Annotated in this window: 20 protein-coding genes and 6 tRNA genes; 20 read left to right on the top strand and 6 right to left on the bottom strand. The window is 41.9% G+C overall.

All coding sequences use genetic code 11. The features are described from left to right. Positions 1-327: 327 nt before the first annotated feature. The 10 genes from alaS (at position 328) to luxS (ending at position 7,071) form a co-directional block, all read left to right on the top strand. A complete protein-coding gene (alaS, locus tag Xets_RS01310) occupies positions 328-2,955 on the top strand; it encodes an alanine--tRNA ligase (RefSeq protein WP_187651069.1) in 2,628 nt (875 codons plus the stop codon). A gap of 247 nt (positions 2,956-3,202) precedes the next feature. Then, positions 3,203-3,388 (top strand): carbon storage regulator CsrA, encoded by a 186-nt coding sequence (gene csrA, locus Xets_RS01305; RefSeq protein WP_010845367.1) that lies wholly within the window; start codon positions 3,203-3,205, stop codon positions 3,386-3,388. A gap of 429 nt (positions 3,389-3,817) precedes the next feature. Next, positions 3,818-3,910, top strand: a tRNA-Ser gene (locus Xets_RS01300). A gap of 7 nt (positions 3,911-3,917) precedes the next feature. Further along, positions 3,918-3,994 (top strand) — tRNA-Arg (locus Xets_RS01295). 82 nt (positions 3,995-4,076) lie between these two features. Then, positions 4,077-4,153, top strand: a tRNA-Arg gene (locus Xets_RS01290). Positions 4,154-4,238: 85 nt separating this feature from the next. Further along, positions 4,239-4,315 (top strand) — tRNA-Arg (locus Xets_RS01285). An 85-nt stretch (positions 4,316-4,400) separates the two neighbouring features. Then, positions 4,401-4,477, top strand: a tRNA-Arg gene (locus Xets_RS01280). An 86-nt stretch (positions 4,478-4,563) separates the two neighbouring features. Then, positions 4,564-4,640: transfer RNA gene (locus Xets_RS01275), tRNA-Arg, on the top strand. 193 nt (positions 4,641-4,833) lie between these two features. Further along, positions 4,834-6,393 carry a glutamate--cysteine ligase gene (gene gshA / locus Xets_RS01270; protein WP_099131061.1) on the top strand — a complete coding sequence of 520 codons (1,560 nt, stop codon included), beginning with the start codon at positions 4,834-4,836 and terminating at the stop codon, positions 6,391-6,393. A 162-nt stretch (positions 6,394-6,555) separates the two neighbouring features. After that, positions 6,556-7,071: an S-ribosylhomocysteine lyase gene (gene luxS / locus Xets_RS01265; RefSeq protein WP_099131062.1), complete on the top strand. Its 516-nt coding sequence runs from the start codon at positions 6,556-6,558 to the stop codon at positions 7,069-7,071. A 252-nt stretch (positions 7,072-7,323) separates the two neighbouring features. On the opposite strand, the gene Xets_RS01260 is transcribed toward luxS, so the two are convergent. Both Xets_RS01260 and Xets_RS01255 read right to left on the bottom strand, forming a co-directional pair. Next, positions 7,324-8,598 carry an HlyC/CorC family transporter gene (locus tag Xets_RS01260; RefSeq protein ID WP_143707506.1) on the bottom strand — a complete coding sequence of 425 codons (1,275 nt, stop codon included), beginning with the start codon at positions 8,596-8,598 and terminating at the stop codon, positions 7,324-7,326. A 52-nt stretch (positions 8,599-8,650) separates the two neighbouring features. After that, positions 8,651-9,442, bottom strand: a complete 792-nt coding sequence (locus Xets_RS01255) for an inner membrane protein YpjD (RefSeq protein WP_099131212.1) — start codon at positions 9,440-9,442, stop codon at positions 8,651-8,653. A gap of 198 nt (positions 9,443-9,640) precedes the next feature. On the opposite strand from Xets_RS01255, the gene ffh reads away from it, so the two are divergent. The 5 genes from ffh to rplS all read left to right on the top strand — a co-directional run bounded on the left by ffh (position 9,641) and on the right by rplS (position 13,160). After that, the gene (gene ffh, locus Xets_RS01250) at positions 9,641-11,002 is read left to right on the top strand and encodes a signal recognition particle protein (RefSeq protein ID WP_099131063.1); all 1,362 of its coding nucleotides are present in this window, start codon (positions 9,641-9,643) and stop codon (positions 11,000-11,002) included. Between the two features lie 136 nt (positions 11,003-11,138). Beyond that, the gene (gene rpsP, locus Xets_RS01245; protein ID WP_074020141.1) at positions 11,139-11,387 is read left to right on the top strand and encodes a 30S ribosomal protein S16; all 249 of its coding nucleotides are present in this window, start codon (positions 11,139-11,141) and stop codon (positions 11,385-11,387) included. Positions 11,388-11,405: 18 nt separating this feature from the next. Continuing rightward, positions 11,406-11,954, top strand: a complete 549-nt coding sequence (rimM, locus tag Xets_RS01240) for a ribosome maturation factor RimM (RefSeq protein ID WP_099131064.1) — start codon at positions 11,406-11,408, stop codon at positions 11,952-11,954. Between the two features lie 37 nt (positions 11,955-11,991). Next, on the top strand, positions 11,992-12,744 hold the full coding sequence (gene trmD, locus Xets_RS01235) for a tRNA (guanosine(37)-N1)-methyltransferase TrmD (RefSeq protein ID WP_099131065.1): 753 nt from the start codon (positions 11,992-11,994) through the stop codon (positions 12,742-12,744). Positions 12,745-12,806: 62 nt separating this feature from the next. Further along, on the top strand, positions 12,807-13,160 hold the full coding sequence (gene rplS / locus Xets_RS01230) for a 50S ribosomal protein L19 (RefSeq protein WP_074020138.1): 354 nt from the start codon (positions 12,807-12,809) through the stop codon (positions 13,158-13,160). Positions 13,161-13,277: 117 nt separating this feature from the next. Here rplS and Xets_RS01225 read toward each other — a convergent pair whose 3' ends face one another. Then, complete coding sequence (locus Xets_RS01225; RefSeq protein ID WP_187651068.1) at positions 13,278-14,621, bottom strand: anaerobic C4-dicarboxylate transporter; 1,344 nt, start codon at positions 14,619-14,621, stop codon at positions 13,278-13,280. 534 nt (positions 14,622-15,155) lie between these two features. On the opposite strand from Xets_RS01225, the gene Xets_RS01220 reads away from it, so the two are divergent. Together Xets_RS01220 and tyrA are read left to right on the top strand one after the other, a co-directional pair. Beyond that, positions 15,156-16,250 carry a 3-deoxy-7-phosphoheptulonate synthase gene (locus Xets_RS01220; RefSeq protein ID WP_304952506.1) on the top strand — a complete coding sequence of 365 codons (1,095 nt, stop codon included), beginning with the start codon at positions 15,156-15,158 and terminating at the stop codon, positions 16,248-16,250. A gap of 5 nt (positions 16,251-16,255) precedes the next feature. Next, on the top strand, positions 16,256-17,377 hold the full coding sequence (gene tyrA / locus Xets_RS01215; RefSeq protein ID WP_099131067.1) for a bifunctional chorismate mutase/prephenate dehydrogenase: 1,122 nt from the start codon (positions 16,256-16,258) through the stop codon (positions 17,375-17,377). A 47-nt stretch (positions 17,378-17,424) separates the two neighbouring features. Here tyrA and pheA read toward each other — a convergent pair whose 3' ends face one another. From pheA to bamD, 3 genes are all read right to left on the bottom strand, one after another. Then, entirely contained in the window at positions 17,425-18,579 is a 1,155-nt protein-coding gene (gene pheA / locus Xets_RS01210; RefSeq protein ID WP_099131068.1) for a bifunctional chorismate mutase/prephenate dehydratase, read from the bottom strand. A gap of 314 nt (positions 18,580-18,893) precedes the next feature. Continuing rightward, on the bottom strand, positions 18,894-19,226 hold the full coding sequence (raiA, locus tag Xets_RS01205; RefSeq protein ID WP_099131069.1) for a ribosome-associated translation inhibitor RaiA: 333 nt from the start codon (positions 19,224-19,226) through the stop codon (positions 18,894-18,896). A 452-nt stretch (positions 19,227-19,678) separates the two neighbouring features. After that, complete coding sequence (bamD, locus tag Xets_RS01200) at positions 19,679-20,401, bottom strand: outer membrane protein assembly factor BamD (RefSeq protein ID WP_187651095.1); 723 nt, start codon at positions 20,399-20,401, stop codon at positions 19,679-19,681. 147 nt (positions 20,402-20,548) lie between these two features. Here bamD and rluD point away from each other — a divergent pair, with 147 nt between their 5' ends. The 3 genes from rluD to clpB all read left to right on the top strand — a co-directional run bounded on the left by rluD (position 20,549) and on the right by clpB (position 24,965). After that, positions 20,549-21,526 carry a 23S rRNA pseudouridine(1911/1915/1917) synthase RluD gene (gene rluD, locus Xets_RS01195; protein WP_187651066.1) on the top strand — a complete coding sequence of 326 codons (978 nt, stop codon included), beginning with the start codon at positions 20,549-20,551 and terminating at the stop codon, positions 21,524-21,526. 4 nt (positions 21,527-21,530) lie between these two features. Further along, the gene (yfiH, locus tag Xets_RS01190) at positions 21,531-22,262 is read left to right on the top strand and encodes a purine nucleoside phosphorylase YfiH (protein ID WP_099131072.1); all 732 of its coding nucleotides are present in this window, start codon (positions 21,531-21,533) and stop codon (positions 22,260-22,262) included. 129 nt (positions 22,263-22,391) lie between these two features. Then, complete coding sequence (clpB, locus tag Xets_RS01185; protein WP_187651065.1) at positions 22,392-24,965, top strand: ATP-dependent chaperone ClpB; 2,574 nt, start codon at positions 22,392-22,394, stop codon at positions 24,963-24,965. The last annotated feature ends 397 nt before the right edge of the window (positions 24,966-25,362 follow it).

Here is a 25,362-nt window from a genome sequence, read left to right as displayed (position 1 = left end):
TCTTCCAATTCAGTCATAATACAGAACTAATTTGGCTTTTAAAAACCACATCCATATCCGGTGTGGTTTTTTTTATGCCTGTTTTCCTGGAGGAAATAAACATCCTTGAAATAGGCGTATTGAAACAGGTGTAACGAACAGACTTTCAGAAAATCTTTAGACGAATTACAATGCTGGAAAGCGAATGGATTTATATGGGATTTTACTTCTTATGGAAGACACTCTATCTTAACCCTACTTTAATTTATTCGTGAGTTGAAATGGTGACGCGATATACCACCTCAACCATTCATAGATCTGTTTTTTCAGCTTGATTTCGGGACAATTATGAGCAAAAGCACCGCTGAGATCCGTCAAGCGTTTCTTGACTTTTTTCATACTAAAGGGCACCAGATAGTACCAAGCAGCTCGTTGGTGCCAACCAATGATCCAACATTGTTGTTCACTAACGCAGGGATGAACCAGTTTAAAGATGTTTTTTTAGGATTGGATAATAGACCTTATTCTAGAGCAACAACGGCTCAGCGCTGCGTTCGTGCTGGCGGTAAACATAACGATTTAGAAAATGTGGGTTATACAGCCCGTCACCACACTTTCTTCGAAATGTTGGGTAACTTCAGTTTTGGCGATTATTTTAAACAAGATGCAATTAAATACGCATGGGAGTTATTGACCAGCGAAGAGTGGTTTAACCTGCCAAAAGAAAAGCTGTGGGTTACTGTCTATGAGACAGACGGTGAAGCTTATGACATTTGGCATAAAGAAGTCGGTGTTCCAGCAGAAAGAATCATTCGTATAGGGGATAACAAAGGTGCTCCATATGCGTCAGATAATTTCTGGCAAATGGGGGATACTGGGCCATGTGGTCCTTGTACGGAGATTTTCTACGACCACGGTGAACATATTTGGGGAGGCCCTCCAGGCAGCCCAGAAGAAGACGGTGACAGATATATTGAAATTTGGAACATCGTTTTCATGCAATTCAATCGTCATGCCGATGGCACTATGGAGCCGTTGCCAAAACCTTCCGTTGATACTGGCATGGGGCTGGAGCGTATCACAGCCGTCTTGCAACACGTCAACTCCAACTACGAGATTGACCTATTCCAAAGCTTAATTGCTTCGGTTGCAGAAGTGACAGGAGCAAGAGATCTTACCAATAAATCTCTGCGTGTTGTTGCAGACCATATTCGTGCATGTGCGTTCCTGATTTGCGATGGGGTTATTCCATCCAACGAAAACCGTGGCTATGTACTTCGTCGTATCATTCGCCGTGCTGTTCGTCATGGCAACATGTTGGGGGCAAAAGAGGCCTTCTTCTACAAGCTCGTTGCACCATTGATTAAATTCATGGGGGCGGCTGGTGAAGAGCTGAAACAGCAGCAGACTTTGGTTGAGCAGGCATTAAAAACCGAAGAAGAACAGTTTGCTCGTACTTTGGAACGTGGTTTGCAGTTGCTGGATGAAGAGCTGGCTAAATTATCTGGTGATACGCTCGACGGCGAAACCGCTTTCCGCTTGTATGATACCTATGGTTTCCCTGTTGACCTGACTGCGGATGTTTGCCGCGAACGTAATATTAAAGTAGATGAGGCTGGTTTTGATGCAGCGATGGAAAACCAGCGTCGTCGTGCTCGTGAATCCAGTGGCTTTGGTACTGATTACAATGAACTGATCAAAGTTGATGGACGTAGTGATTTTTGTGGTTATGAACATAATTCACAGCAAGCTGCTGTTATCGCTATCTTCCGCAATGGCCAAGCCGTTGAGCAAATTCACGCTGGTGAAGAAGCGATCATTGTACTTGATAAAACTGCATTCTACGCTGAATCTGGTGGACAGGTTGGTGATACGGGTAAATTGTCGTACGACAATGGTGTATTCGACGTCGTCGATACACAAAAATATGCTCAGGCAATCGGTCACATTGGTAAATTAACAAGTGGTAGTTTGAGCGTTAATCATACAGTTAATGCTGAAATTGATGTGGTACGCAGAGGTGCGATTCGTTTGAATCACTCAGCGACCCATTTGTTACATGCGGCATTACGTCAAATTTTGGGAGAACATGTTGCCCAGAAAGGTTCTTTGGTAAATGATAAGTATCTGCGCTTTGACTTCTCTCACTTTGAAGCCATGAAGCCAGAACAGATCCGTCAAGTCGAAAACTTGGTGAATGAAGAGATTCGCAAAAATTCACCAATTGTTACAGAATTAATGGAGCTGGAAGAAGCAAAAACCAAAGGTGCTATGGCGCTGTTTGGCGAGAAGTATGACGAAAAAGTACGTGTACTTAGCATGGGAGGTTTTTCTACCGAATTATGTGGTGGTACTCATGCGAGTCACACAGGTGATATAGGGTTGTTCCGTATATCCAGTGAATCAGGTACAGCAGCAGGAATTCGCCGTATTGAAGCTATTACGGGGCAAACTGCATTAAACTCTATCTATCAGCAGGCTGATTTACTGCAAGACATCGCTCATCTGGTGAAAGGTGATATCAGTAGCCTGAATGAGAAAGTGAAAACGACACTGGATAGAACGAAACAGTTGGAAAAAGAGTTGCAACAGTTGAAATCTCAGCAAGCAGCTCAGGAAAGTTCTTCCTTGGCAAACCAAGCCAAGGAAATCCAAGGTGTTCGTCTACTGGTGACACAATTAGGTGATATAGAACCGAAAATGCTTAGGACGATGGTTGATGATCTAAAAAATCAGTTAGGATCAGCAATTATTGTGCTTTCTACAGTGACTGGTGATAAAGTCAGTCTAATTGTTGGTATAACGAAGGATTTGACTGCTAGAATAAAAGCAGGCGATTTAATCTCTTTTGTTGCCCAACAGGTTGGAGGTAAAGGAGGAGGACGTCCTGATCTGGCTCAGGCTGGCGGGACCGATGTAACAGCTCTTCCTTCCGCATTAGCTAGTGTAGAAGAGTGGGTAACATTGCGGTTATAGTTGGTATTGCCGTGACAGCAGTGGCACCATGAAAGCATTTTTTTATGGTGTCAAATGTTTTTTGTTGTGAAATTGTTGAAATGTTGGGCACATACTTATATTTTAGCTATCCTATAGATATAGGAAATGTGTTCAAAACTGCTTATACTTTAAGTAGATACCATTGCTTTACGTTTTCACGGTGTTTGATGGATAATAGCGGGGAAACCTAGAGACCCGACTCTTTTAAATTTTCAAGGAGCAAAGAATGCTTATTCTGACTCGTCGAGTTGGTGAAACGCTCATGATAGGCGATGAGGTAACAGTCACAGTACTGGGAGTTAAAGGCAACCAAGTTCGCATTGGTGTAAATGCGCCCAAGGAAGTTTCTGTTCACCGTGAAGAAATTTATCAACGGATTCAGGCGGAGAAATCTCAGCCTACAACTTTTTAATTCAAGAATGGCGTCCATGCTTTTTTAAGACTTGGGCGCTACTCTACTTCCTTCTTTTGTCACCCTACTATGTTTATCTCTTTTTGATACCTTGATTCTATTCTCTCATGTCTTTTTATTTTCTATCTGTTGAAAAAGCATCGTTCATGAGGCCATAGAGATGAATAATCATTTTCATCAATTTTAACGGTTTTTAGACAATTTCATTGTTGATAAAACAGTCCGTTAGATGCTAAACCAAGCATTTTGTGTGCTAAGTGTTCAAACGGAAAAAAGTTTCGAAAAATTGTTTGACTTATCAGGCAGGGAAAGTAATATGTGCGCCATCGCAGCGACGAAGGGCTTGAAGAGAAGCTTCTGAGTAAATACCGGAAGTAAAGATTCGAAGAGCTACGAAGTGAAAACATCTAAGTCGCAGGTTTTAAAAATGGTGAGGTGGCCGAGAGGCTGAAGGCGCTCCCCTGCTAAGGGAGTATGTGGTTAAGAGCTGCATCGAGGGTTCGAATCCCTCCCTCACCGCCATTAATATGCATCCATAGCTCAGCTGGATAGAGTACTCGGCTACGAACCGAGCGGTCGGAGGTTCGAATCCTCCTGGATGCACCATTTAAACACCGCGATTTTTTAGGTATCTTCAATTCTAGTCAGGCAATAAACAGCGCCTGAGCAGAAATAGAAAACCGACAATGCATCCATAGCTCAGCTGGATAGAGTACTCGGCTACGAACCGAGCGGTCGGAGGTTCGAATCCTCCTGGATGCACCATTTTAGATGTCCCGATTTTGGGAGATCCTAATTCTATCAAGTCAGGCAATCAACAGCGCCTGAGTAGAAATAGAAAACCGACAATGCATCCATAGCTCAGCTGGATAGAGTACTCGGCTACGAACCGAGCGGTCGGAGGTTCGAATCCTCCTGGATGCACCATTTTAGATGTCCCGATTTTGGGAGATCCTAATTCTATCAAGTCAGGCAATCAACAGCGCCTGAGTAGAAATAGAAAACCGACAATGCATCCATAGCTCAGCTGGATAGAGTACTCGGCTACGAACCGAGCGGTCGGAGGTTCGAATCCTCCTGGATGCACCATTTTAAATATCCTGATTTTTGGGATGACCTAATTCTATCAAGTCAGGCAATCAATAGTGCCTGAAAAGAAATAGAAAACCGACAATGCATCCATAGCTCAGCTGGATAGAGTACTCGGCTACGAACCGAGCGGTCGGAGGTTCGAATCCTCCTGGATGCACCAGCTTAAAACCCTTGCCCGATAAGGCAGGGGTTTTTCTTTTTATTTCCGTTCAAATATAACATTTGTTTTATTAATTCTGTTTATAATTTGGGCGGAAGTGCATTGCTACCTCTATGTAATCAGCGACAACTTGACTTGTTTCATATAAAGTAAACTTTTAGTAATAATCTTTTAAACTCCACGGGAGGACAAATTGATCCCGGACGTATCAAAAGCATTGTCATGGTTAGAGGCAAACCCAACTGTATTAAACGGTATTTGTCGTGGCATTGAGCGTGAAACATTGCGTGTTACTCCAGACGGTCATTTAGCTAAGACGGAGCATCCAAAATCACTTGGTGCTTCTTTAACGCATAAATGGATTACAACTGATTTTGCTGAATCTCTATTGGAGTTTATTACCCCTGTTGATAGTAATATAGATAGAACCATTGCTTTCCTTAAAGATTTGCATATCTATACCGCCCGGAATCTGGACAATGAAAAAATGTGGCCTTTAAGTATGCCATGTTTTATCGACGAAGAAGAAAATATCACTTTGGCTCAATATGGTACGTCTAACTTGGGCCGCTTTAAGACCTTGTACCGTGAAGGATTAAAGAGCCGTTATGGCGCACTAATGCAAACAATTTCTGGTGTGCATTATAACTTTTCTCTGCCAATGAGTTTTTGGCAGGCGTGGTTAGGTATTAAAGACGCCGAAACAGGAAAAGAGCAGATTTCAGATGGCTACCTTCGTTTAATTCGTAATTATTACCGCTTTGGCTGGGTGATCCCTTATTTATTTGGTGCATCACCGGCAATCTGTTCTTCATTCTTACGTGGGCGAAATACAGCATTATCTTTTGAGGAAACAGAAAGAGGGACTTGTTATCTGCCTTATGCGACTTCGTTGAGGATGAGTGACTTGGGGTATACCAATAAATCGCAAAGTGATCTGAATATTACTTTTAATCATCTTCATACCTATGTAGAGGGGCTTAAGAAAGCAATTCATAAGCCATCTGAAGAATTTGCGGCAATCGGTATCAAAAAAGGAAATAAGTACTTACAGCTCAATACTAATGTTCTTCAAATTGAAAATGAGTTGTACGCACCAATTCGGCCAAAACGAGTCACGAAAGAGGGAGAATCACCTTCAGATGCTTTGTTGAGAGGTGGTATAGAATATATTGAAGTGCGTTCTTTAGATATTAATCCTTTTTCCTCCATTGGGGTTGATGAGACGCAAATTCGTTTTCTTGACTTATTTTTGATATGGTGTGCTCTGGCTGATGCCCCTGAAATGGGAAATGAGGAACTTGCCTGTTGTCGTGGAAACTGGAATAAGGTTATCTTAGAAGGGCGCAAACCAGAGTTATCTATCGACCTTGGTTATGGGGTTGAGCAACAGCCGCTGAAGATCGTAGGACAGGAGTTATTCAGGGATTTAGAGCGAGTCGCTGAAATTCTGGATGCCTGTTCAGGGACTCAATATCAATCAGTCTGTAAAGAATTGGTTAACATGTTTGAAGATCCATCACTGACGTTTTCAGCGCGTGTCCTGGACAAGATGAAATCTCAGGGGATAGTTGGTTTTGGGTTGGAACTGGCAGGTCAGTATCATAACGAATTGATTGAAGAACATTATTCAATTCTGAATGATGAAAATTTTTCTGTTGAGCGTGAAGCTTCTGTGTCGCGTCAGCATGACCTTGAACAGCAAGATAACATGAGCTTTGAAGAGTATTTAAAACTTCATGCAGGGCGTTAAAAAAGAAAATGGCCACCACTGGTGGCCAAATAAAATATCTTAGAGAATAGGGATGATAACAATTTTGCGCGTCTTCATATCTTATGACCAGCCGCAAATGAAAAGGTTTCATCTATCTGAAAAAATCTTCGTAAAAAATCTGATACCTTAGGAGGTAGTATTATGCCTTTGTTGGATAGTTTTACAGTTGACCATACTCGTATGGCGGCACCTGCTGTTAGAGTTGCCAAGACAATGAAAACGCCTCACGGCGATACTATCACAGTATTTGATTTACGTTTTTGTGTTCCTAATAAAGCAGTGATGCCAGAACGAGGTATTCACACACTTGAGCATTTGTTTGCGGGTTTTATGCGCAATCATTTGAACGGTGACGGTGTTGAAATCATTGATATTTCTCCAATGGGATGTCGTACTGGTTTTTATATGAGCTTAATTGGTGCTCCAGAAGAATTGAGAGTGGCTGAGTCTTGGAAAGCGGCAATGGAAGATGTGATAAAAGTTCAAGATCAGAACCAGATCCCAGAATTAAACATTTATCAGTGCGGTACATATGAAATGCACTCATTGAAAGAAGCTCAAGATATTGCTCAGCGTATCCTTGATTCTGGTGTTCGTGTCAATTATAACGATGAATTGGCATTGCCTGAAGAAAAACTGGTGGGGCTTCAAGTTTAGTTTGTTAGATATGGTACCTCAACGACTATTACATTTGGTGATGGAGCTTTTGGTTAAGTAGTCAGATCTGTTTTATATTATTGAGGGGCTAGCTTATTCTGCTAGCCCTGCATTGGTGTTCTTTTCTCTTTATATTTTTGAAATTACCAGATTTTTTTGATTATTTTCCTTTAGTTACATAGACAAATTAGATTGAGTATTAATTTGAATGTTTTATAGTGGTTAAATTATTCACTGAATTAATTTTATACTTTATTCTGTATTTTGGTGTATCGGCGTTACACGAACTTGCTTGATAACATTATCTTGCACCGCAATAACCTCAAAATTGTATTTATTAATCTGTACGTTAGCATTTAATTCAGGAATTTCACCTAGTTCTTCCAAAATCATTCCATTCATTGTCCTTGGACCGTTTTCGGGAAGCGCCCAACCGAAAGCCTTATTTAATTCACGGATATTGGCTGTGCCATCAACCAGAACGGAGCCGTCACTTTGTGGAAGGACTTCTTCTGCCAGAGTTGGTGACATGGAAGTGGTAAAATCGCCGACAATTTCTTCCAAAATATCCTCGACAGTCACTAATCCTTGAATATCGCCATATTCATCAACGATTAGGCCAGCTTTTTGTTTGTTACGTTGGAAATTAATAAGCTGGATATTTAATGGCGTGCTAACTGGGATGAAATAGATTTTATCTGCGGCTTTGAGTAAATTTCTTTTTGTAAATTCTTTTTTCTCCATCATCAGTCGATAGGCCTCACGTACTCGGAGCATACCGATAGCATCATCAAGGGAATCTCGATATAACACAATACGTCCATGTGGAGAGTGTGTCAGTTGCTTGATAACGCACTTCCAATCATTGTTAATATCAATACCGACAATTTCATTACGTGGGATCATAATGTCACCAACGGTGACTTTCTCAAGATCTAATATTGAGAGCAGCATATCTTGATTTCGGCGTGATAGATTGACGTTTGATTCATTTACAATTGTGCGTAGCTCGTCTTTACTGACGGCATCACTGCGGATATTAGAGGTTTTGATACCCAAACAGCGCATAAACAGCAAACTGATCTTATTAAATGACCAAACAAGGGGCAGCATAATTTTTTCTAGTGGGCGTAACAGGAAGCTACTTGGGAATGCAATTTTTTCAGGGTAAAGCGCTGCAATGGTCTTTGGCATCACTTCAGAAAAAATAAGAATAATGAATGTGAGTACACCTGTTGCAATAGCAACACCGGCATCGCCATAGAGTCGCATACCAACGATAGTAGCAAGGGAGGACGCCAAAATATTGACAAGATTATTACCGATAAGTATCAGGCTAATGAGTCTGTCTGGATGACGCAGCAGAGATTCCACCCTGCGTGCGGGATTGCTCCCTTGTTTAGCTAAATGGCGTAAGCGATATCGGTTGATTGTCATCATGCTAGTTTCAGAGGCAGAGAAATAAGCCGAAACAATAACCATAACAACAAGAATTATAATCAGTGTACTTGTTGAGACATTCTCCAAAACAGAATTCCTTCCTAATAATTATATAGATTGGCGATGATAAATTAACTTATTAATAAACCATCATTTCCTGTAATAGCCTGCTACCGAAAAAAGCAAGTGTCAGAATAAATGCACCAATCAAATTGAACCAAATAACACGCTTGCCACGCCACCCTTCATGATAATGCCCCCAAAGCAAAATAACGTAAATAAACCATGCAATAATAGATAAAACAGATTTATGGATATTTTCTTTACTGAAAATATCATCCATGTACATAATGCCAGTACAGAGCGTCAATGTTAGTAAAATTACACCAACCTGGGTAATGTGAAACATTTTCCGCTCAATTGTCATCAATGGAGGAATACCAGAGGTAAATGTGAGTTTTTTCTTTTTAAGCTGATGATCCAACCAACCAAGTTGCAATGCATAAAGAGCTGCAATGAGTAAAGTAGCATAGCCAAGTAATGCCAGCCCAATATGAATAAATAATTCGATACTATCTTCAAGATGAGTAATGAATTCTCCCGGCATCATGCTAGCCAGTATCAAATTGATCATGGCGAAACTGTAAACAACCGGCAGTAAAAACCATGCACGTCCACGGAAAGCGACGACTGTCATGATGATGCACATAAGCAAGCTAACAATTGAGCCTAAATTCAATAAAGTGAGATTTTGCCCGCTGCTGACATGAAAAACTTGGTATTTTAATGCAATCGCGTGAGCGACTAACGCTACAATGGCAAAAGAAAGTGCCAGTTTTTGATAACTGTTTTGTTGGCGCAATAAACCTGGCACGATGAGCGTCAGGCTAATGAGATAGGCAAATAAAGCAATAATTGAAAATATCAGCATAACATTTATCGTTTTCGCAATGAAATCCATTGGGTATGGATTGAACCTGAAATTTAAGTATACCGCTAGCAGGAGTAGCCTCCAACCGCTGTTAATCATACTTGGGAATCTCTTTGCAGAGATCACATAATCATCGTGCTATAATTTGCGAAATTTGCCTTACAGGTAGACCCACTTGTAGATATCTGAGCTGAGACAATGTTTGATAATTTAACTGACAGACTATCGCGCACATTGCGCAATATCAGCGGTCGCGGACGGCTGACTGAAGATAATATTAAAGATACGCTGCGCGAAGTTCGTATGGCTTTGCTCGAAGCGGATGTTGCATTACCTGTCGTGCGTGATTTTATTGCACGAGTCAAAGAAAGCGCTGTGGGACATGAGGTTAACAAAAGTCTGACTCCAGGTCAGGAATTCGTCAAAATCGTTCAAAATGAATTGGTTAAGGCGATGGGAGAGGTTAACAGTGAACTGAACCTTTCCACACAGCCTCCCGCTGTGATTCTTATGGCCGGTTTGCAAGGTGCAGGTAAAACGACCAGCGTTGCTAAATTAGGTAAGTTGCTGAAAGAGAAAAACAAGAAAAAAGTCTTGGTTGTTTCTGCTGACGTATATCGACCCGCGGCGATCAAACAGCTTGAAACCTTGTCTGAAACAGTTGGAGTTGACTTTTTCCCTTCTGATCCACAGGAAAAACCTGTTGATATTGTCAATAAAGCGATCCAACATGCTAAGCTGAAATTTTATGATGTATTGTTAGTCGATACAGCAGGCCGTCTGCATGTTGATGAAGCTATGATGGATGAAATCATAGCGATTCATGCGGCTATTAATCCTGTTGAAACCCTGTTTGTTGTTGATGCAATGACGGGTCAAGATGCAGCAAATACAGCAAAAGCATTCAATGAAGCATTGCCATTAACTGGGGTTGTGCTGACCAAGGTAGATGGTGATGCGCGTGGCGGTGCTGCGCTTTCTATCCGTCATATCACTGGTAAGCCTATCAAATTCCTCGGCGTTGGTGAAAAAACGGATGCATTAGAACCTTTCCATCCTGATCGCATTGCATCCCGCATTCTGGGTATGGGGGATATGCTTTCACTGATCGAAGAACTTGAAAGCAAAGTTGATCGTACCCAAGCGGAAAAATTGGCATCTAAACTGAAAAAAGGTGACGGCTTTGATTTAAGCGATTTTCTGGAACAGCTTAAACAGATGCGTAATATGGGCGGAATGGCTAGCATGTTGAGCAAAATGCCGGGAATGTCGCAGATCCCTGATGCCGTCAAATCGCAAATGGATGACAAGCTTCTGGTTAAAATGGAAGCCATCATTAATTCCATGACCCGTAAAGAGCGGGAAAAACCAGAAATCATCAAAGGTTCGCGTAAGCGCCGTATTGCGATGGGATCGGGCACACAGGTGCAGGATGTCAACCGTTTGCTGAAACAGTTTGATGAAATGCAACGTATGATGAAAAAGATGAAGAAAGGTGGTTTGGCAAAAATGATGCGAGGCATGAAAGGTATGCTGCCACCGGGATTTATGGGGCGATAATCGACAAAGTTGCGAAAGAAAATGTTCTTTGGATTGCTTTTTGCGCCAAAGTGAGTAAAATTTTCGGGCTTTTAATGGACAGCCGGACTCCATTCCTCGATGGAGTCTGGTTGTTTTGCTAACTAATGAGGATGTTATGGTAACAATTCGTTTAGCTCGTGGCGGCGCAAAAAAGCGTCCGTTTTATCAAGTAGTCGTGACCGATAGCCGCAATGCGCGTGATGGTCGTTTTATTGAGCGTGTTGGTTTCTTCAACCCAATCGCTTCAGGAAAAGCAGAAGCTCTGCGTTTAGATCTGGACCGTATCGAACACTGGGTTGGTCTGGGTGCATCTGTGTCTGATCGTGTTGCTACACTGATCAAAGACGCTAAGAAAGCAGCTTAATCTGTCGCGGTGGTAACAATGAGCAAACAATCTGGCCTGAAGCACCCTGTTGAGCCAATTGTATTGGGGAAGTTAGGGTCTGCATATGGCATTCGTGGTTGGCTCAGAGTTTTTTCTTCCACCGAACACACCGAAGACATTTTTGAATATCAACCGTGGTTTATTCAACGCTTAGGCCAGTGGCAACACATTGAACTGGAAGCATGGAAATACCATAACCAAGATATTATCGTCAAAATCAAAGGTATTGACGATCGGGATGCGGCGAATTTATTCACTAACTGTGAAGTTGTGGTGGATTGTAGCCAGTTACCAGCACTGGAAGAGGGTGATTATTACTGGAAAGACCTTATTGGCTGCCAAGTAATAAATACAGTCGGTTATAACCTTGGAACTATTCATGACATGATGGAAACAGGTTCTAACGATGTGATGGTAATAAAAGCAAACCTGAAAGATGCATTCGGTATCAAGGAGCGGTTGGTTCCGTTTCTTGATGGGCAGGTTATCAAGAAAGTTGATCTCGCTACCAAAACCATCGAGGTAGATTGGGATCCTGGTTTTTAATCTCCGGTAAAAACGGTTTAAATGAGTGGGACACAGTATGTGGATTGGGGTTATTAGCCTGTTTCCTGAAATGTTCCGCGCAATAACCGATTACGGGGTAACTGGTCGGGCAGTAAAAAATGGCCTGTTGAGTATCGAATGCTGGAATCCAAGGGATTTTACCTACGACCGGCATCGTACTGTTGATGATCGCCCTTATGGCGGTGGTCCAGGCATGCTGATGATGGTGCAACCATTACGAGAAGCCATTCATGCAGCTAAAGCTTCGGCAGGTGATGGTGCAAAGGTGATTTATCTTTCACCTCAGGGACGCAAACTCGATCAACAGGGAGTTTGTGAGCTGGCAGCAAATGAGAAATTAATTCTGGTTTGCGGGCGTTATGAAGGTATTGATGAGCGTATCATCCAAACCGAAATTGACGAAGAATGGTCTATCGGTGATTACGTTCTTAGCGGGGGAGAGCTTCCTGCAATGACGATGATTGACTCGATATCGCGGTTTATTCCGGGCGTATTAGGGCGTCAAGCATCGGCAGAAGAAGACTCATTCGCTGATGGATTGTTGGATTGCCCACATTATACTCGCCCTGAAGTGTTAGATAGTATGGAAGTCCCCCCAGTTTTGCTGTCGGGAAACCATGCTGAAATTAATCGCTGGCGAATGAAACAGTCGCTTGGTCGAACCTGGCTAAGAAGGCCCGAACTTCTAGAAAACCTAGCTCTGACTGACGAGCAAAGGATGTTGCTATCTGAGTTCCAACGGGAATATCAAGATCAAGCAACGAATTAATCCAGACATATCCTAAAGGGATGTCTTTGATATATCAGTTTACCTAGGGTAAGAGAGTTATTATGAGCAACATTATTAAACAACTTGAACAAGAGCAGATGAAGCAAGACGTACCTTCATTCCGTCCGGGTGACACCTTGGAAGTTAAGGTATGGGTCGTTGAAGGTTCTAAAAAGCGTCTGCAGACATTCGAGGGCGTGGTTATTGCGATTCGTAACCGCGGTCTGCACTCTGCATTCACTGTTCGTAAGATTTCTAACGGCGAAGGCGTTGAGCGTGTATTCCAGACTCACTCCCCAGTCGTAGACAGCATCAGCGTTAAGCGTCGTGGTGCTGTTCGCAGAGCTAAACTGTACTACCTGCGTGAGCGTTCTGGTAAGGCTGCTCGTATTAAAGAGCGTCTGAACGCAAAATAATACGCTTTCGCTACATCCGAAAGTTATCAAAGGCCAGCGCATATGCTGGCCTTTTTACATGCTATAAATCAGGAAACTTATTTTTTCAGTTGTAAGTCAGGTTAGGGAGACAGTAAGTTACATAAACGTACTGGCTAAAATATATCCTACTGTACAAGCGCCACTGACGCCAAGCAATCCTGGTAAAAGAAAGCTGTGGTTGATAATGAATTTCCCGATTTTTGTTGTACCTGAACGGTCAAAACCAATACAAGCCAAATCGCTTGGATAAGTAGGCAAAACAAAATAGCCATAGGCAGCAGGAAAGAAAGCAATCAGAAGTTTAGGATCAACTCCAAGTTGTAATCCCATTGGCGCAATGGCCGTTAAGGCGGCGGCTTGGCTGTTAACCAGTTTTGATACTAAAAACAGTACAAGGGCATAAGTCCACGGCTGTGCCTGGACCACATCTTCTAGGACTAGTTTTAATTCACCTAAATGTGAGTGGAAGAAGGTATCACTCATCCATGCCACACCAAAGACAGAAAAAATCGCAACCATACCTGCTTTGAACACGGCACTATTGGCGATTTCACTGGTTTTGATTTTACAGGCCATCAATATAATGGAGCCTGCAATTAACATCATCATCTGGATCACCAGATTCATAGAAAGGGGTTTTAGTGTACCTTTTACTTCAAAAGCAGGACGTAATTCGGTGAATGCACCAAATAAGACTACGACAGCAATTGCGGTAAAGAAAATCCAGGTTGCCCAATAAGCTTGCTTAGGAAAGACTTGATTCAATAGAGTGTCAGAACCACCATAAATAAACTCACGTTGCTTTGGATCTTTGATTTTCGCCTGGAATTCTTCGTCCTGATCAAGATCTTTTCCTCGACGTAAGCTCCATAATGCAGCAAGTATTACTCCAGTGAGTGATGCTGGTATTGAAACAGCCAAAATGTCCAAGATCCCGTACGCCTGCCCAATACCATGACTGGCAGCAATAATTGACACCAAAGAAACAACGGCGACAGATACAGGAGAAGCGGTAATTGCCATTTGGGAAGCGACAGAAGCAACAGCCATTGGCCGTTCAGGGCGAATACCTTTTTTCAAGGCAATATCGCCAATGATTGGGAACATGGTATAAACCACATGACCGGTACCGCAAAGAAAAGTGAGCATCCAAGTAGTCAGTGGTGCCAAAATGGTGATATGTTGCGGGTGACGACGCAGTAAGCGTTCTGCAAATTGCATCATAACATTTAGCCCACCTGCTGTTTGTAAAACGGATGCACAACCGATTACAGCAAGAATAGTCAGCATTACATCAACGGGAGGGTTACCTGGTTCCAAGCCAAAGACAAATGTCAGTATAAAGAGTCCAATACCACTGATCAGTCCCAATCCCATTCCCGCATAACGCGTACCTATCAATAAGCAAATGATTATTACAATAAATTGCAGCGTTATCATATCTATCCTTAACAAATGTTTAAAAAATAAATAAAAGTTGGTAATACGGATTTTTGCATCTGCATGACTTATATACATGCTGTTAGTCATAGCTTTAGATCTATTGGATATGGCTATTGTTTATAAAAATTTTTTTATAGTTTCATATAAACATTAAAAACACATATTTAATATTATTAGAATATTTATATAAAAATGAGATTGAGATCTTGTTTTTATTATTTGATTATAAAGGTATTTATTTGTGTAATAAATTATATGTAAGTGGTTAATAAATTATTTCTATTTTGATGCGATTGTTAGTTGTCATTTACAATGAATTAACTTTAAAAATTATTTATATATTTTGACATGAAAATAAAATTCAATGGATTGTTAGTATCTCCACTATATCAATAGTCTTTGCATTTTAATGTAAAATATTATTTACGGTATGTGGAAAATATTTACGTTTTTGGATTGTATTCTTTACGGCTCATGGTATGTTATCCAGCAGACACTTAGACAAACATTAAACAGACAAGGCAGGTAGAAATGATCATGCAAAAAGACGCTCTGAATAACGTTCATATCCTTGATGAGCAAGTCCTCATCACACCGGAAGAGTTGAAACAGAAATATCCGTTGAATAGCCATGATCGACATGCCATCACAAACGCGCGTAATACTATCGCTGACATTATTCAGCATCGTGATCCTCGTTTATTAGTGGTATGTGGTCCATGTTCAATTCATGATGTGGATGCTGCCCTGGACTATGCCAGTCGTTTGAAAGCGCTTTCTTCTGAATTGAGTGATTGTCTGTATATTGTTATGCGTGTCTATTTTGAAAAGCCTCGTACAACCGTTGGTTGGAAAGGGCTAATTAGTGATCCCTATATGGATGGTTCATTTGATATGGATGCGGGGCTGCATATTGCCCGTCGCCTGCTGTTGAACCTAGTAGAAATGGGATTGCCTTTGGCTAATGAGGCACTTGATCCCAATAATCCACAATACTTAGGGGATCTATTTAGTTGGTCAGCAATTGGTGCTAGAACAACGGAATCTCAAACTCATCGTGAAATGGCATCAGGATTGTCTGTACCCGTCGGATTTAAAAATGGCACAGATGGTAGTTTGAATACCGCAATTAATGCCATGAAAGCAGCAGCAATGCCTCATCGCTTTATGGGGATAAATCAGTCAGGTCAAGTTTGTTTGCTGCAAACTCAGGGTAATCCGAATGGACATGTGATATTGCGGGGCGGCGTAGGGCCGAATTACAGTGCAGAACATGTTGCTGATTGTGAACGACAAATGATTAAAGCAGGGCTGATACCATCACTGATGATTGATTGCAGTCACGGTAATTCCAATAAAGATTTTCGTCGCCAGAGTATCGTTGTGGATTCTGTTGTTGAACAGATGATGTCCAAAAACCAATCCATCATTGGGATTATGTTGGAAAGCCATATTAATGAGGGCAACCAATCCTCCGAACAGCCTCGCTCTGAGATGAAATATGGTGTTTCGGTGACAGACGCCTGTATTAACTGGCAGACTACGGAGCAAATATTGAGAAAACTGCACCAACAAATCGCTCCATATTTGGTTAATCGAAACATAATGATGGAAAAAGCAGGATAACCAATATGACAACAGAATTGTCACAGTTGAGAGCTCAAATTGATGAGGTAGATAAAACCTTATTATCGTTGCTGGCAAGAAGAATGAATTTAGTAGCGCAAGTTGGTGAAGTTAAAAGTCAACTCGGCTTACCGATTTATGATCCTGATAGGGAGGCTACTATGTTGGCCTCCCGCCGTCAGGAGGCGGAAAATATGGGAATTCCACCTGATTTGATTGAAGATATATTACGCCGAATTATGCGAGAGTCTTATGTCAGTGAAAATAACAAGGGCTTTAAAAAACTCGGTACTCATTTGGGATCTGTGGTCATTGTAGGTGGTTCAGGCAAAATGGGCCGATTATTCAGTCGATTGTTGACGCTGTCTGGCTATGAAGTCAGGGTGCTCGAAGCTGACGATTGGGATAACGCCGAACATATATTAGCCGGAGTAGGGATGGTGATCGTCAGTGTTCCTATTCACTTGACAGACAAGATTATCCGTCGATTACCTCCTTTGCCAGAACAGTGCATTCTAGTTGATTTGGCTTCAATCAAGCAAAGACCGTTAAATGCGATGCTTGAAGTACATAAAGGGCCTGTTTTAGGGTTGCACCCTATGTTTGGGCCAGATGTAGGTAGCTTTGCTAAGCAAGTGGTTGTGTATTGCGATGGACGCTATCCAGAGTCGTATCAATGGTTTTTGGAACAGATATCAGTATGGGGAGCGAGGTTGCATCAAATCACCGCAGAGAAGCATGATAAAAATATGAGTTTCATTCAGGCGTTGCGTCATTTCACTACCTTCTCTTACGGACGACATCTTGCAAAGGAAAATATCGACTTACAGCAATTGCTTTCACTATCTTCACCGATATATCGATTGGAGCTAGCGATGGTAGGACGATTATTTGCACAAGATGCCCAATTGTATGCTGATATTATTATGTCTAGTCCTGAAAATATTGCACTTATACGTCGGTATTACCAAAGTTTCGGGCAGGTGCTGGAAATCTTGGAACATCAAGATAAGTCAGCTTTTATTGAGAGCTTTAACCAAGTGAGTGATTGGTTTGGCGATGAAGCAGCTCGATTTATGAAGGAAAGTCGAGTGCTCTTGCAGCAGGCAAGTGACAACCGAGTATAGGTTTTATTTTAAAACCGGATAGAAATATCCGGTTTTGTTTTTTTACTTTAGATAGGATCGATAGGAATGACATTTTCTGATGGGTAAGATCCTAACACTTTCAGAAAACGAGTAATTTCCGTCAATTCTTTCAATGCTTGTTGCATTTTCATGGAACGTAGATTGGCTTGTACATCAATATAAAACATCTCTTCCCACGGTTTGCCATTTATTGGGCGAGACTCCAATTTACTCATAGGGATATCATGTTTCTTTAGGATAATGAGAGCATCAACCAGTGCTCCTGCTTGCTGTCCGGTTGACATAATAAACGTGGTTTTGGCAGGAACTTGCTCGGATACGTCAATAGATTTGCGGGAAACAACAATAAAGCGAGTGCTATTCTCTTGCTGATTTGCTAGGTTGTTTTCTAAAACATGTAATCCATAAAGAGTGCCGCCAGCCTCACTGCCTAATGCTGCTATTTCTGGTGAGTTGAGTTCTGCCACTTTTTGCATAGCAGCAGCAGTGCTTTCACAGTAAACAATATTCCAGTCAGGATATTTATTGAGATATTGGCTACATTGTTGAAAAGGTTGGGAATGGCTATAAACGGTTTTTATCCTTGAGATATCAGTTTGCCCAGCAATCAATAGACAGTGGTTGATTGGCAGAGTTATCTCTCCAACAAGGGATAAGGGGGTATGTTGCAATAAATCATAAACCTCATTAATTGCCCCTGAGCTGGTATTTTCCAGTGGCAGGATGCCATAATCAGCCTGACCAATCTCAACCAGTGAGAAAATATCTGAGAATTTGTGACAACTGCATTCAACCAACTGATTAAAGTGACGAGCAGCAAATTGTCGAGCTGCAATATGAGAATATGAACCTTTTGGCCCTAAAAAAGTAATACGGGCAGAATCGTAAGGTGTCTGATTCAGATATTGTTGTAATAATGCCTGTTGGGTGAGAACAGAATCCTCAATGATCATCTGAAATAATCGTGTAATGTAAAATCCATCTAATCCACGTGATTTTCCTTTATCAATCAATACATTCAATAACTCTCGTTCACGATTTTTATCTCGGATAGGGCGATGATCGAGCAGTTTTGTCTGGGCGATGTCACTGGCTAATTGTCGGCGTTTAGCAAGTAGATCCAGCAATTCCGCATCAATATGACTAATTTCTTCTCGTAAACTCACTAAGTCTCGTTCCATAGTATGTTCCTGATATTCTTATTATGAGTGTAGCCTGTGTATCGTAGATATGTTTGTGATCAGTAAAACAAAAAACCTCCCTGTCGATGGGAGGCTTTTATTCGTCTTCTTAAAGTTTCTTTGAAACGAATCAACCTCCTTATGAGAAGGTGAAAAAAAAGAAAAATAACAAAGACGGTTTGATAATCATTTGACCTGTTAGCATGCTACTTTATGGTTTCAATAATGTATTTTAATTAACCTATTTAGCTTGGAGTGTCAACAGGCAGTAAAAACGCGCTCAATGAGCGCGTTAGGACAAGAATCAGGGGGGATTATACTTCTAAGTTGATATTGGACTCTTTAACACTATTGTCTGTGCGACGAGCTTCTGCTTTATGCTGCACTTTATTGAGCTGGCGCTCTAATTTTGTCAGTAGATCATTGATTGCTGCGTACATATCTTCATGTTTAGCGCTGGCCACTAACGTGCCATTTGGTGTGCCAATTGTGGCATCAACTAAGAATCCTTGCGGTTCTTTTGATAGTACGATATGTGGATTGATTAGATTAACTTGCCATTTGCTCAACTTACTTAGACGGTCTTCTACATGGCTACGAATTGCGGGGGTAATTTCCATTTGTTTGCTGGTAATGTTCACTAACATATAGTTACCTCTTTGATGTTACTCCGTCTCTGATGTATTCAGCATAGCGCCATTTGGCATAAAAAGAATGATCTAAATCACTTTTATTGAGTGATTTTGGCAGTAAGTGACGGAATTGTGATAGCTAAGGAAGATATGGAGAATATTTGTTGCGAAGGAAAGAGTTATGCGTCATTATTAGTCAGTTATGGGATTATTAAATCAAGTTATAATTACAGAGCTTGAGTTATTTTCAAGGTGAAAATAATGAAGATATAGCCAAACATGAACAAAATGTGCTGATGCGTTCGGTTTGTTGGCTAAACAAAACAAAAAGGCAAGTCTTACAAAATCACATCCCAGCAGTGATATTCCTGGCAACTTCATGATTAGATAAAAAACAATAGATAAAAAAACAGCAGCCATTTAGCTACTGTTTTTGATTACTTGTTCAAACCTGATGGAATGAGATTTTATACGGGGTTGGCAGCGATCAGTTGTGCCACTTTATTGGCTTCAGCCGTCAATCCTAATTCTTTATAAGCTAACTCCATATAAGGGAGTGCTTTCCGAGTTGCATTAGCATCAGGGTAGTCTCGTAGCATCTGTTCTACCCGATTGACAACAGCTACGTAAGCATTGCGTTTAGTGTAATATTGAACAACTTCAAGTTCATATTTGGCTAAACGTTCTTTGAGGAAGATTAACCGCTTGGTAGCATCAGTTGAATATTGACTGTTTGGGTAATAGCGTACCAGTTGGTTGAAATCACGGAATGCCGCACGGGCATGTTCAGGATCACGATTTGATCGATCAATGCCGAAAAGGCCTTGTAATAGACTGTCATCCAGAGCTTGCGAAACCAAACCACGCATATAGAGTACATAGTCGATATTAGGATGGGTTGGATTTAGGCGCATGAAACGGTCAATGGATGCGAGAGCCAATGGGTATTCCGCTGATTTGTAATAGGCGTAGATCAGATCAAGTTGAACTTGCTGGGAGTAAGGGCCAAAAGGATATCGGTTATCAAGGGATTCCAATTGCTTGATAGCCGCTTTATAGTTACCTTCTTGCAGCATTTCCTGTCCAATTGAATAAATTTGAGATGGCGGAATATCAGGAACAGCATCTTTATTGCTGGAGCATCCAGATAGAACCAAGCTCAATGTGGTCGCTGCCACCAGATATTTCATGCGAATCATCACGTGTTGATTATCCTCTGAGTGTTTTCTGGGAGACTGTCCGTGAAGCTCCCGGCAAAATATGGGGTTACAATAACACACTATTTTAAATGAAACGGCCTCGCCGTCAAAACTCAACGTAAAATATAGAAGTTATATATGGCACAACAAATCCGACTTAATGCAATAGTCGCTGAATCTCAGCTTGGTCAACGTTTAGATCAAGCTTTGGCTGAATTGTTCCCTGATTACTCCAGGTCACGTATAAAAGAGTGGATCTTGGATAATAAAGTTCAAGTTAATGGCAAATTAATTAGCAAACCAAAAGAAAAAGTCCTGGGCGGTGAAGAAATCTCCGTTGATGCTATCATTGAAGAAGATGCACGTTGGGAGCCTCAGGATATCGAACTGAATATTGTCTATGAAGATAACGATATTTTGGTAATCAATAAACCACGTGATTTGGTTGTTCATCCGGGAGCAGGTAATCCTGACGGTACAGTGTTGAATGCCTTATTATATCATTATCCTGAAATTGCAGATGTTCCCCGTGCAGGTATTGTTCATCGTCTTGACAAAGATACGACAGGGCTAATGGTTGTGGCAAAAAACGTTCCGGCACAAACTCGTTTGGTGGAATCTTTGCAATTACGTGAAATAACCCGTGAATATGAAGCGGTTGCTCTGGGATGTATGACGGCTGGAGGAACGGTAGAAGAACCTATCTCCCGCCATCCAACAAAACGGACACACATGGCAGTACACCCTATGGGTAAACCTGCTGTTACCCATTATCGTGTTATGGAACATTTCCGGGCGCATACTCGATTGCGTCTGCGTTTGGAGACAGGCAGAACACACCAAATTCGTGTGCACATGGCACATATAAAACACCCGTTGGTGGGTGATCCTCTGTACGGTGGGCGGCCTCGTCCCTTAAAAGGAGCTTCTGATGAATTTCGCGAAGCGATGCGCAATTTTGATCGTCAGGCATTGCATGCAACCATGTTACGTCTTTACCATCCGATCACTGGAATTGAGATGGAATGGCATGCTCCATTACCGGACGATATGGTTAAGTTGATTGAAGTGATGAAAGTGGATGCTGAGACTTTCAAAGACGAGATGGATTGGTAGGTAAATGACGCCACTGATTTTTCCTGATTGGCCACAGCCTGATAATGTTGGTGCTTGCAGTACTACCCGTTTAGGTGGAGTAAGCCAGCCCCCATATGACAGTTTAAACCTGGGTAATCATGTTGGGGACGTTCCAGAATACGTGGAACGGAATAGAACGCTATTGGTTGAATATGCCCAATTACCGCAGCAACCTACATGGTTGGAGCAAGTACACGGAACACGTGTGATCACACTTGATGGTCAGCCATTGGTGAATAATCAGGCCGATGCTGTTTACACGAATATACCTGATCAGGTTTGTGCTGTGATGACAGCAGATTGTTTGCCAGTTCTTTTTTGCAGTATTTCTGGTGATGAGGTTGCGGCGGCTCATGCCGGATGGCGCGGATTATGTGCCGGAGTGTTGGAGAATACTGTGTCTCGATTTAGCGCAAAACCTGACATGATCCGTGCGTGGTTGGGGCCTGCTATTGGCCCTGAAAAATTTGAGGTGGGGGCTGAGGTTAGGGAAGCTTTCATCGCAACCAATCCTGATCTGGAACAAGCTTTTACGCCTTATGGCGATAAGTTTCTGGCAAATATTTACTTACTGGCTAAATTAAAGTTACAGTCAGTAGGAATAACAGAAATTTTTGGTGGAGCCGCATGTACAGTCACGGAGGGGGAAAACTTTTTCTCCTATCGTCGTGATGGTAATACCGGGCGAATGGCAACTTTAATCTGGTTGCGATAACCTACTTTACAGGACGATCTTTGGCGTATAGCGGTAAGTTTCCAATTAACTTTTCAGAAGACCTTGAATATTTAAGGAATGACCTTATCTAGTCTCCAGTAGCAAATTCTGACCAGTATTGGAGGTGTTATGCGTCTGGATCGTCTTACCAATAAATTCCAGCTTGCTCTTGCTGACGCCCAATCCCTCGCATTAGGGCGTGATAATCAATTCATCGAACCTATCCACTTGATGAGTGCATTAATTAATCAAGAAGGCGGTTCAGTGCGTCCTTTATTGGCCTCGGCAGGGGTGGATACGGGAAACTTCAATAATCAACTGAATCAAGCTCTGAACCGATTGCCGAAAGTAGAAGGCAATGGTGGAGATGTGCAGGTATCCAACGAGTTGGGACGTTATTTAAACCTGTGTGACAAACTTGCACAAAAATCAGGTGATAACTTCATTTCTTCTGAACTCTTTGTTCTGGCAGCGATAGAAGAACGTGGAACATTAAGTGACATGTTGAAAGCGGCGGGAGCAACCAAAGATAAAATCACTAAGGCAATAGAACAAATGCGCGGTGGTGAAAAAGTGAATGAGCAAGGCGCAGAAGATCAGCGCCAAGCGTTAAAGAAATATACCATTGATCTGACTGAGCGTGCTGAACAAGGAAAATTAGATCCTGTGATTGGGCGTGATGAAGAAATTCGTCGAACTATTCAGGTATTGCAGCGCAGAACCAAAAATAACCCAGTTCTCATTGGTGAGCCAGGAGTTGGGAAGACCGCGATTGTTGAAGGTTTGGCACAGCGTATTGTCAATGGTGAAGTTCCAGAGGGGCTGAAAAACAAACGTGTTCTGTCTCTTGATATGGGAGCATTATTAGCCGGTGCTAAATACCGTGGTGAATTCGAAGAGCGTTTGAAAGGTGTTTTGAACGATCTTGCCAAACAGGAAGGTTCAGTCATTCTATTTATTGATGAATTGCATACCATGGTAGGAGCTGGCAAAGCCGAAGGCGCAATGGATGCAGGTAACATGTTAAAACCCGCTCTGGCTCGTGGAGAACTGCATTGCGTTGGGGCAACAACACTTGATGAGTATCGTCAGTATATAGAAAAAGATGCGGCCTTAGAGCGTCGTTTCCAGAAAGTTTATGTGGCAGAACCTACGGTTGAGGACACGATTGCTATTTTACGTGGACTGAAAGAGCGATATGAATTGCATCATCACGTCCAAATCACTGATCCGGCAATCGTGGCGGCTGCAACACTATCTCATCGCTATATTTCTGATCGTATGCTACCTGATAAAGCCATTGATCTGATTGATGAAGCAGGGGCAAGCTTGCGTATGCAGATGGATTCTAAACCAGAAGCATTGGATCGCCTTGAGCGCCGCGTTATTCAATTAAAGCTTGAGCAGCAGGCACTGAAAAAAGAGTCTGATGATGCCAGTAAAAAACGGTTAGAGATGCTGAACGAAGAATTAGCAGAAAAAGAACGTGAATATTCTGAATTGGAAGAAGAGTGGAAAGCGGAGAAAGCTGAACTTAGTGGCACCCAGAATATCAAGGCTGAATTAGAAAATACTCGTATTGAATTAGAGAAAGCTCGCCGTAGTGGTGACTTGGCCAAAATGTCTGAAATTCAGTACGGAAAAATTCCGGAATTGGAAAAACGTTTAGCGACAGCAACAACAGCAGAAAATCGTCATATGAAGCTGCTGCGTAACAAAGTCACAGATGCTGAAATCGCTGAAATACTCGCACGCTGGACAGGGATCCCTGTATCCAGAATGCTGGAAAGTGAAAAAGATAAATTACTGCGCATGGAGCAAGAATTGCATAAGCGCGTAATAGGGCAGAATGAAGCGGTTGATGCTGTATCGAATGCAATTCGTCGTAGTAGAGCGGGATTATCTGATCCCAATCGTCCGATCGGTTCTTTCATGTTTTTGGGGCCGACTGGGGTGGGTAAAACAGAATTGTGTAAGGCGTTGGCTAATTTCTTATTCGACAGTGATGATGCTATGGTGCGCATTGATATGTCGGAGTTTATGGAAAAACACACCGTTTCAAGGTTGGTGGGAGCGCCTCCCGGATATGTTGGATATGAAGAAGGTGGGTATCTGACAGAAGCGGTGCGTCGTCGTCCTTATTCTGTCATTTTGCTGGATGAAGTAGAGAAAGCCCACCCAGATGTTTTCAATATCTTGTTGCAGGTATTGGATGATGGCCGTTTGACTGATGGTCAAGGAAGAACAGTTGATTTTCGTAACACCGTTGTAATTATGACCTCTAACTTAGGCTCCGATATGATTCAAGAACGCTTTAGTACATTGGATTATATAGGTATGAAAAATATGGTGATGGAAGTGGTTAGTCACCATTTCAGGCCTGAGTTTATTAACCGGGTTGATGAAGTTGTTGTGTTTCACCCATTAGGAAAAGAGCATCTGAAGTCTATTACGAATATTCAATTGCAGCGTTTATATCAGCGTTTGGAAGAGCACGGTTATCAGGTGGAGATAACACCTCCAGCGCTGGAAAAACTAAGCGAAGCTGGTTTCGATCCTGTATATGGAGCCCGTCCATTGAAACGAGCTATCCAGCAAGAGATTGAAAATCCACTGGCCCAGCAAATTCTTTCTGGCAAATTGATCCCAGGTAAATTAGTGACTTTAGGGTTAGAAGACAATCGTATTGTTGCAACACAATGATATTGATTACTTAGAAAGTTTTTAAGAGGTGTTTTTTGCACCTCTTTTTTCTTTTTCTAGATTGGAAAAACACCAAATCGGGTTGTTTTGGATGATAAATAAGCGGTTGAGGCTTTTTTTCAAAATAACTATTGCCAGTATCATAAAACTCCCTATAATGCGCTTCCGTTGTCACGACAAACACACAAACCTGTCGGGATGACAACGTGAAAAGCCTTGGAAAATAAGGCTTGACACGATAAGAGGAAAGCGTAAGATACGCAGCCTCGCAACCCGGAAGGCACTTCCGGTTGCCAACGCTCTTTAACAAATTAATCAGACAATCTGTGTGGGCACTCGCAAGACACTATCGATATGCCGAAAGGCAAAAAAGATTAAAGTCTTAAAGAGTGACCTG

The organism is Xenorhabdus sp. TS4, assembly GCF_014467265.1.
Lineage (GTDB): Bacteria > Pseudomonadota > Gammaproteobacteria > Enterobacterales > Enterobacteriaceae > Xenorhabdus > Xenorhabdus ehlersii.
This window is presented reverse-complemented; position numbering and strand designations above follow the sequence as displayed.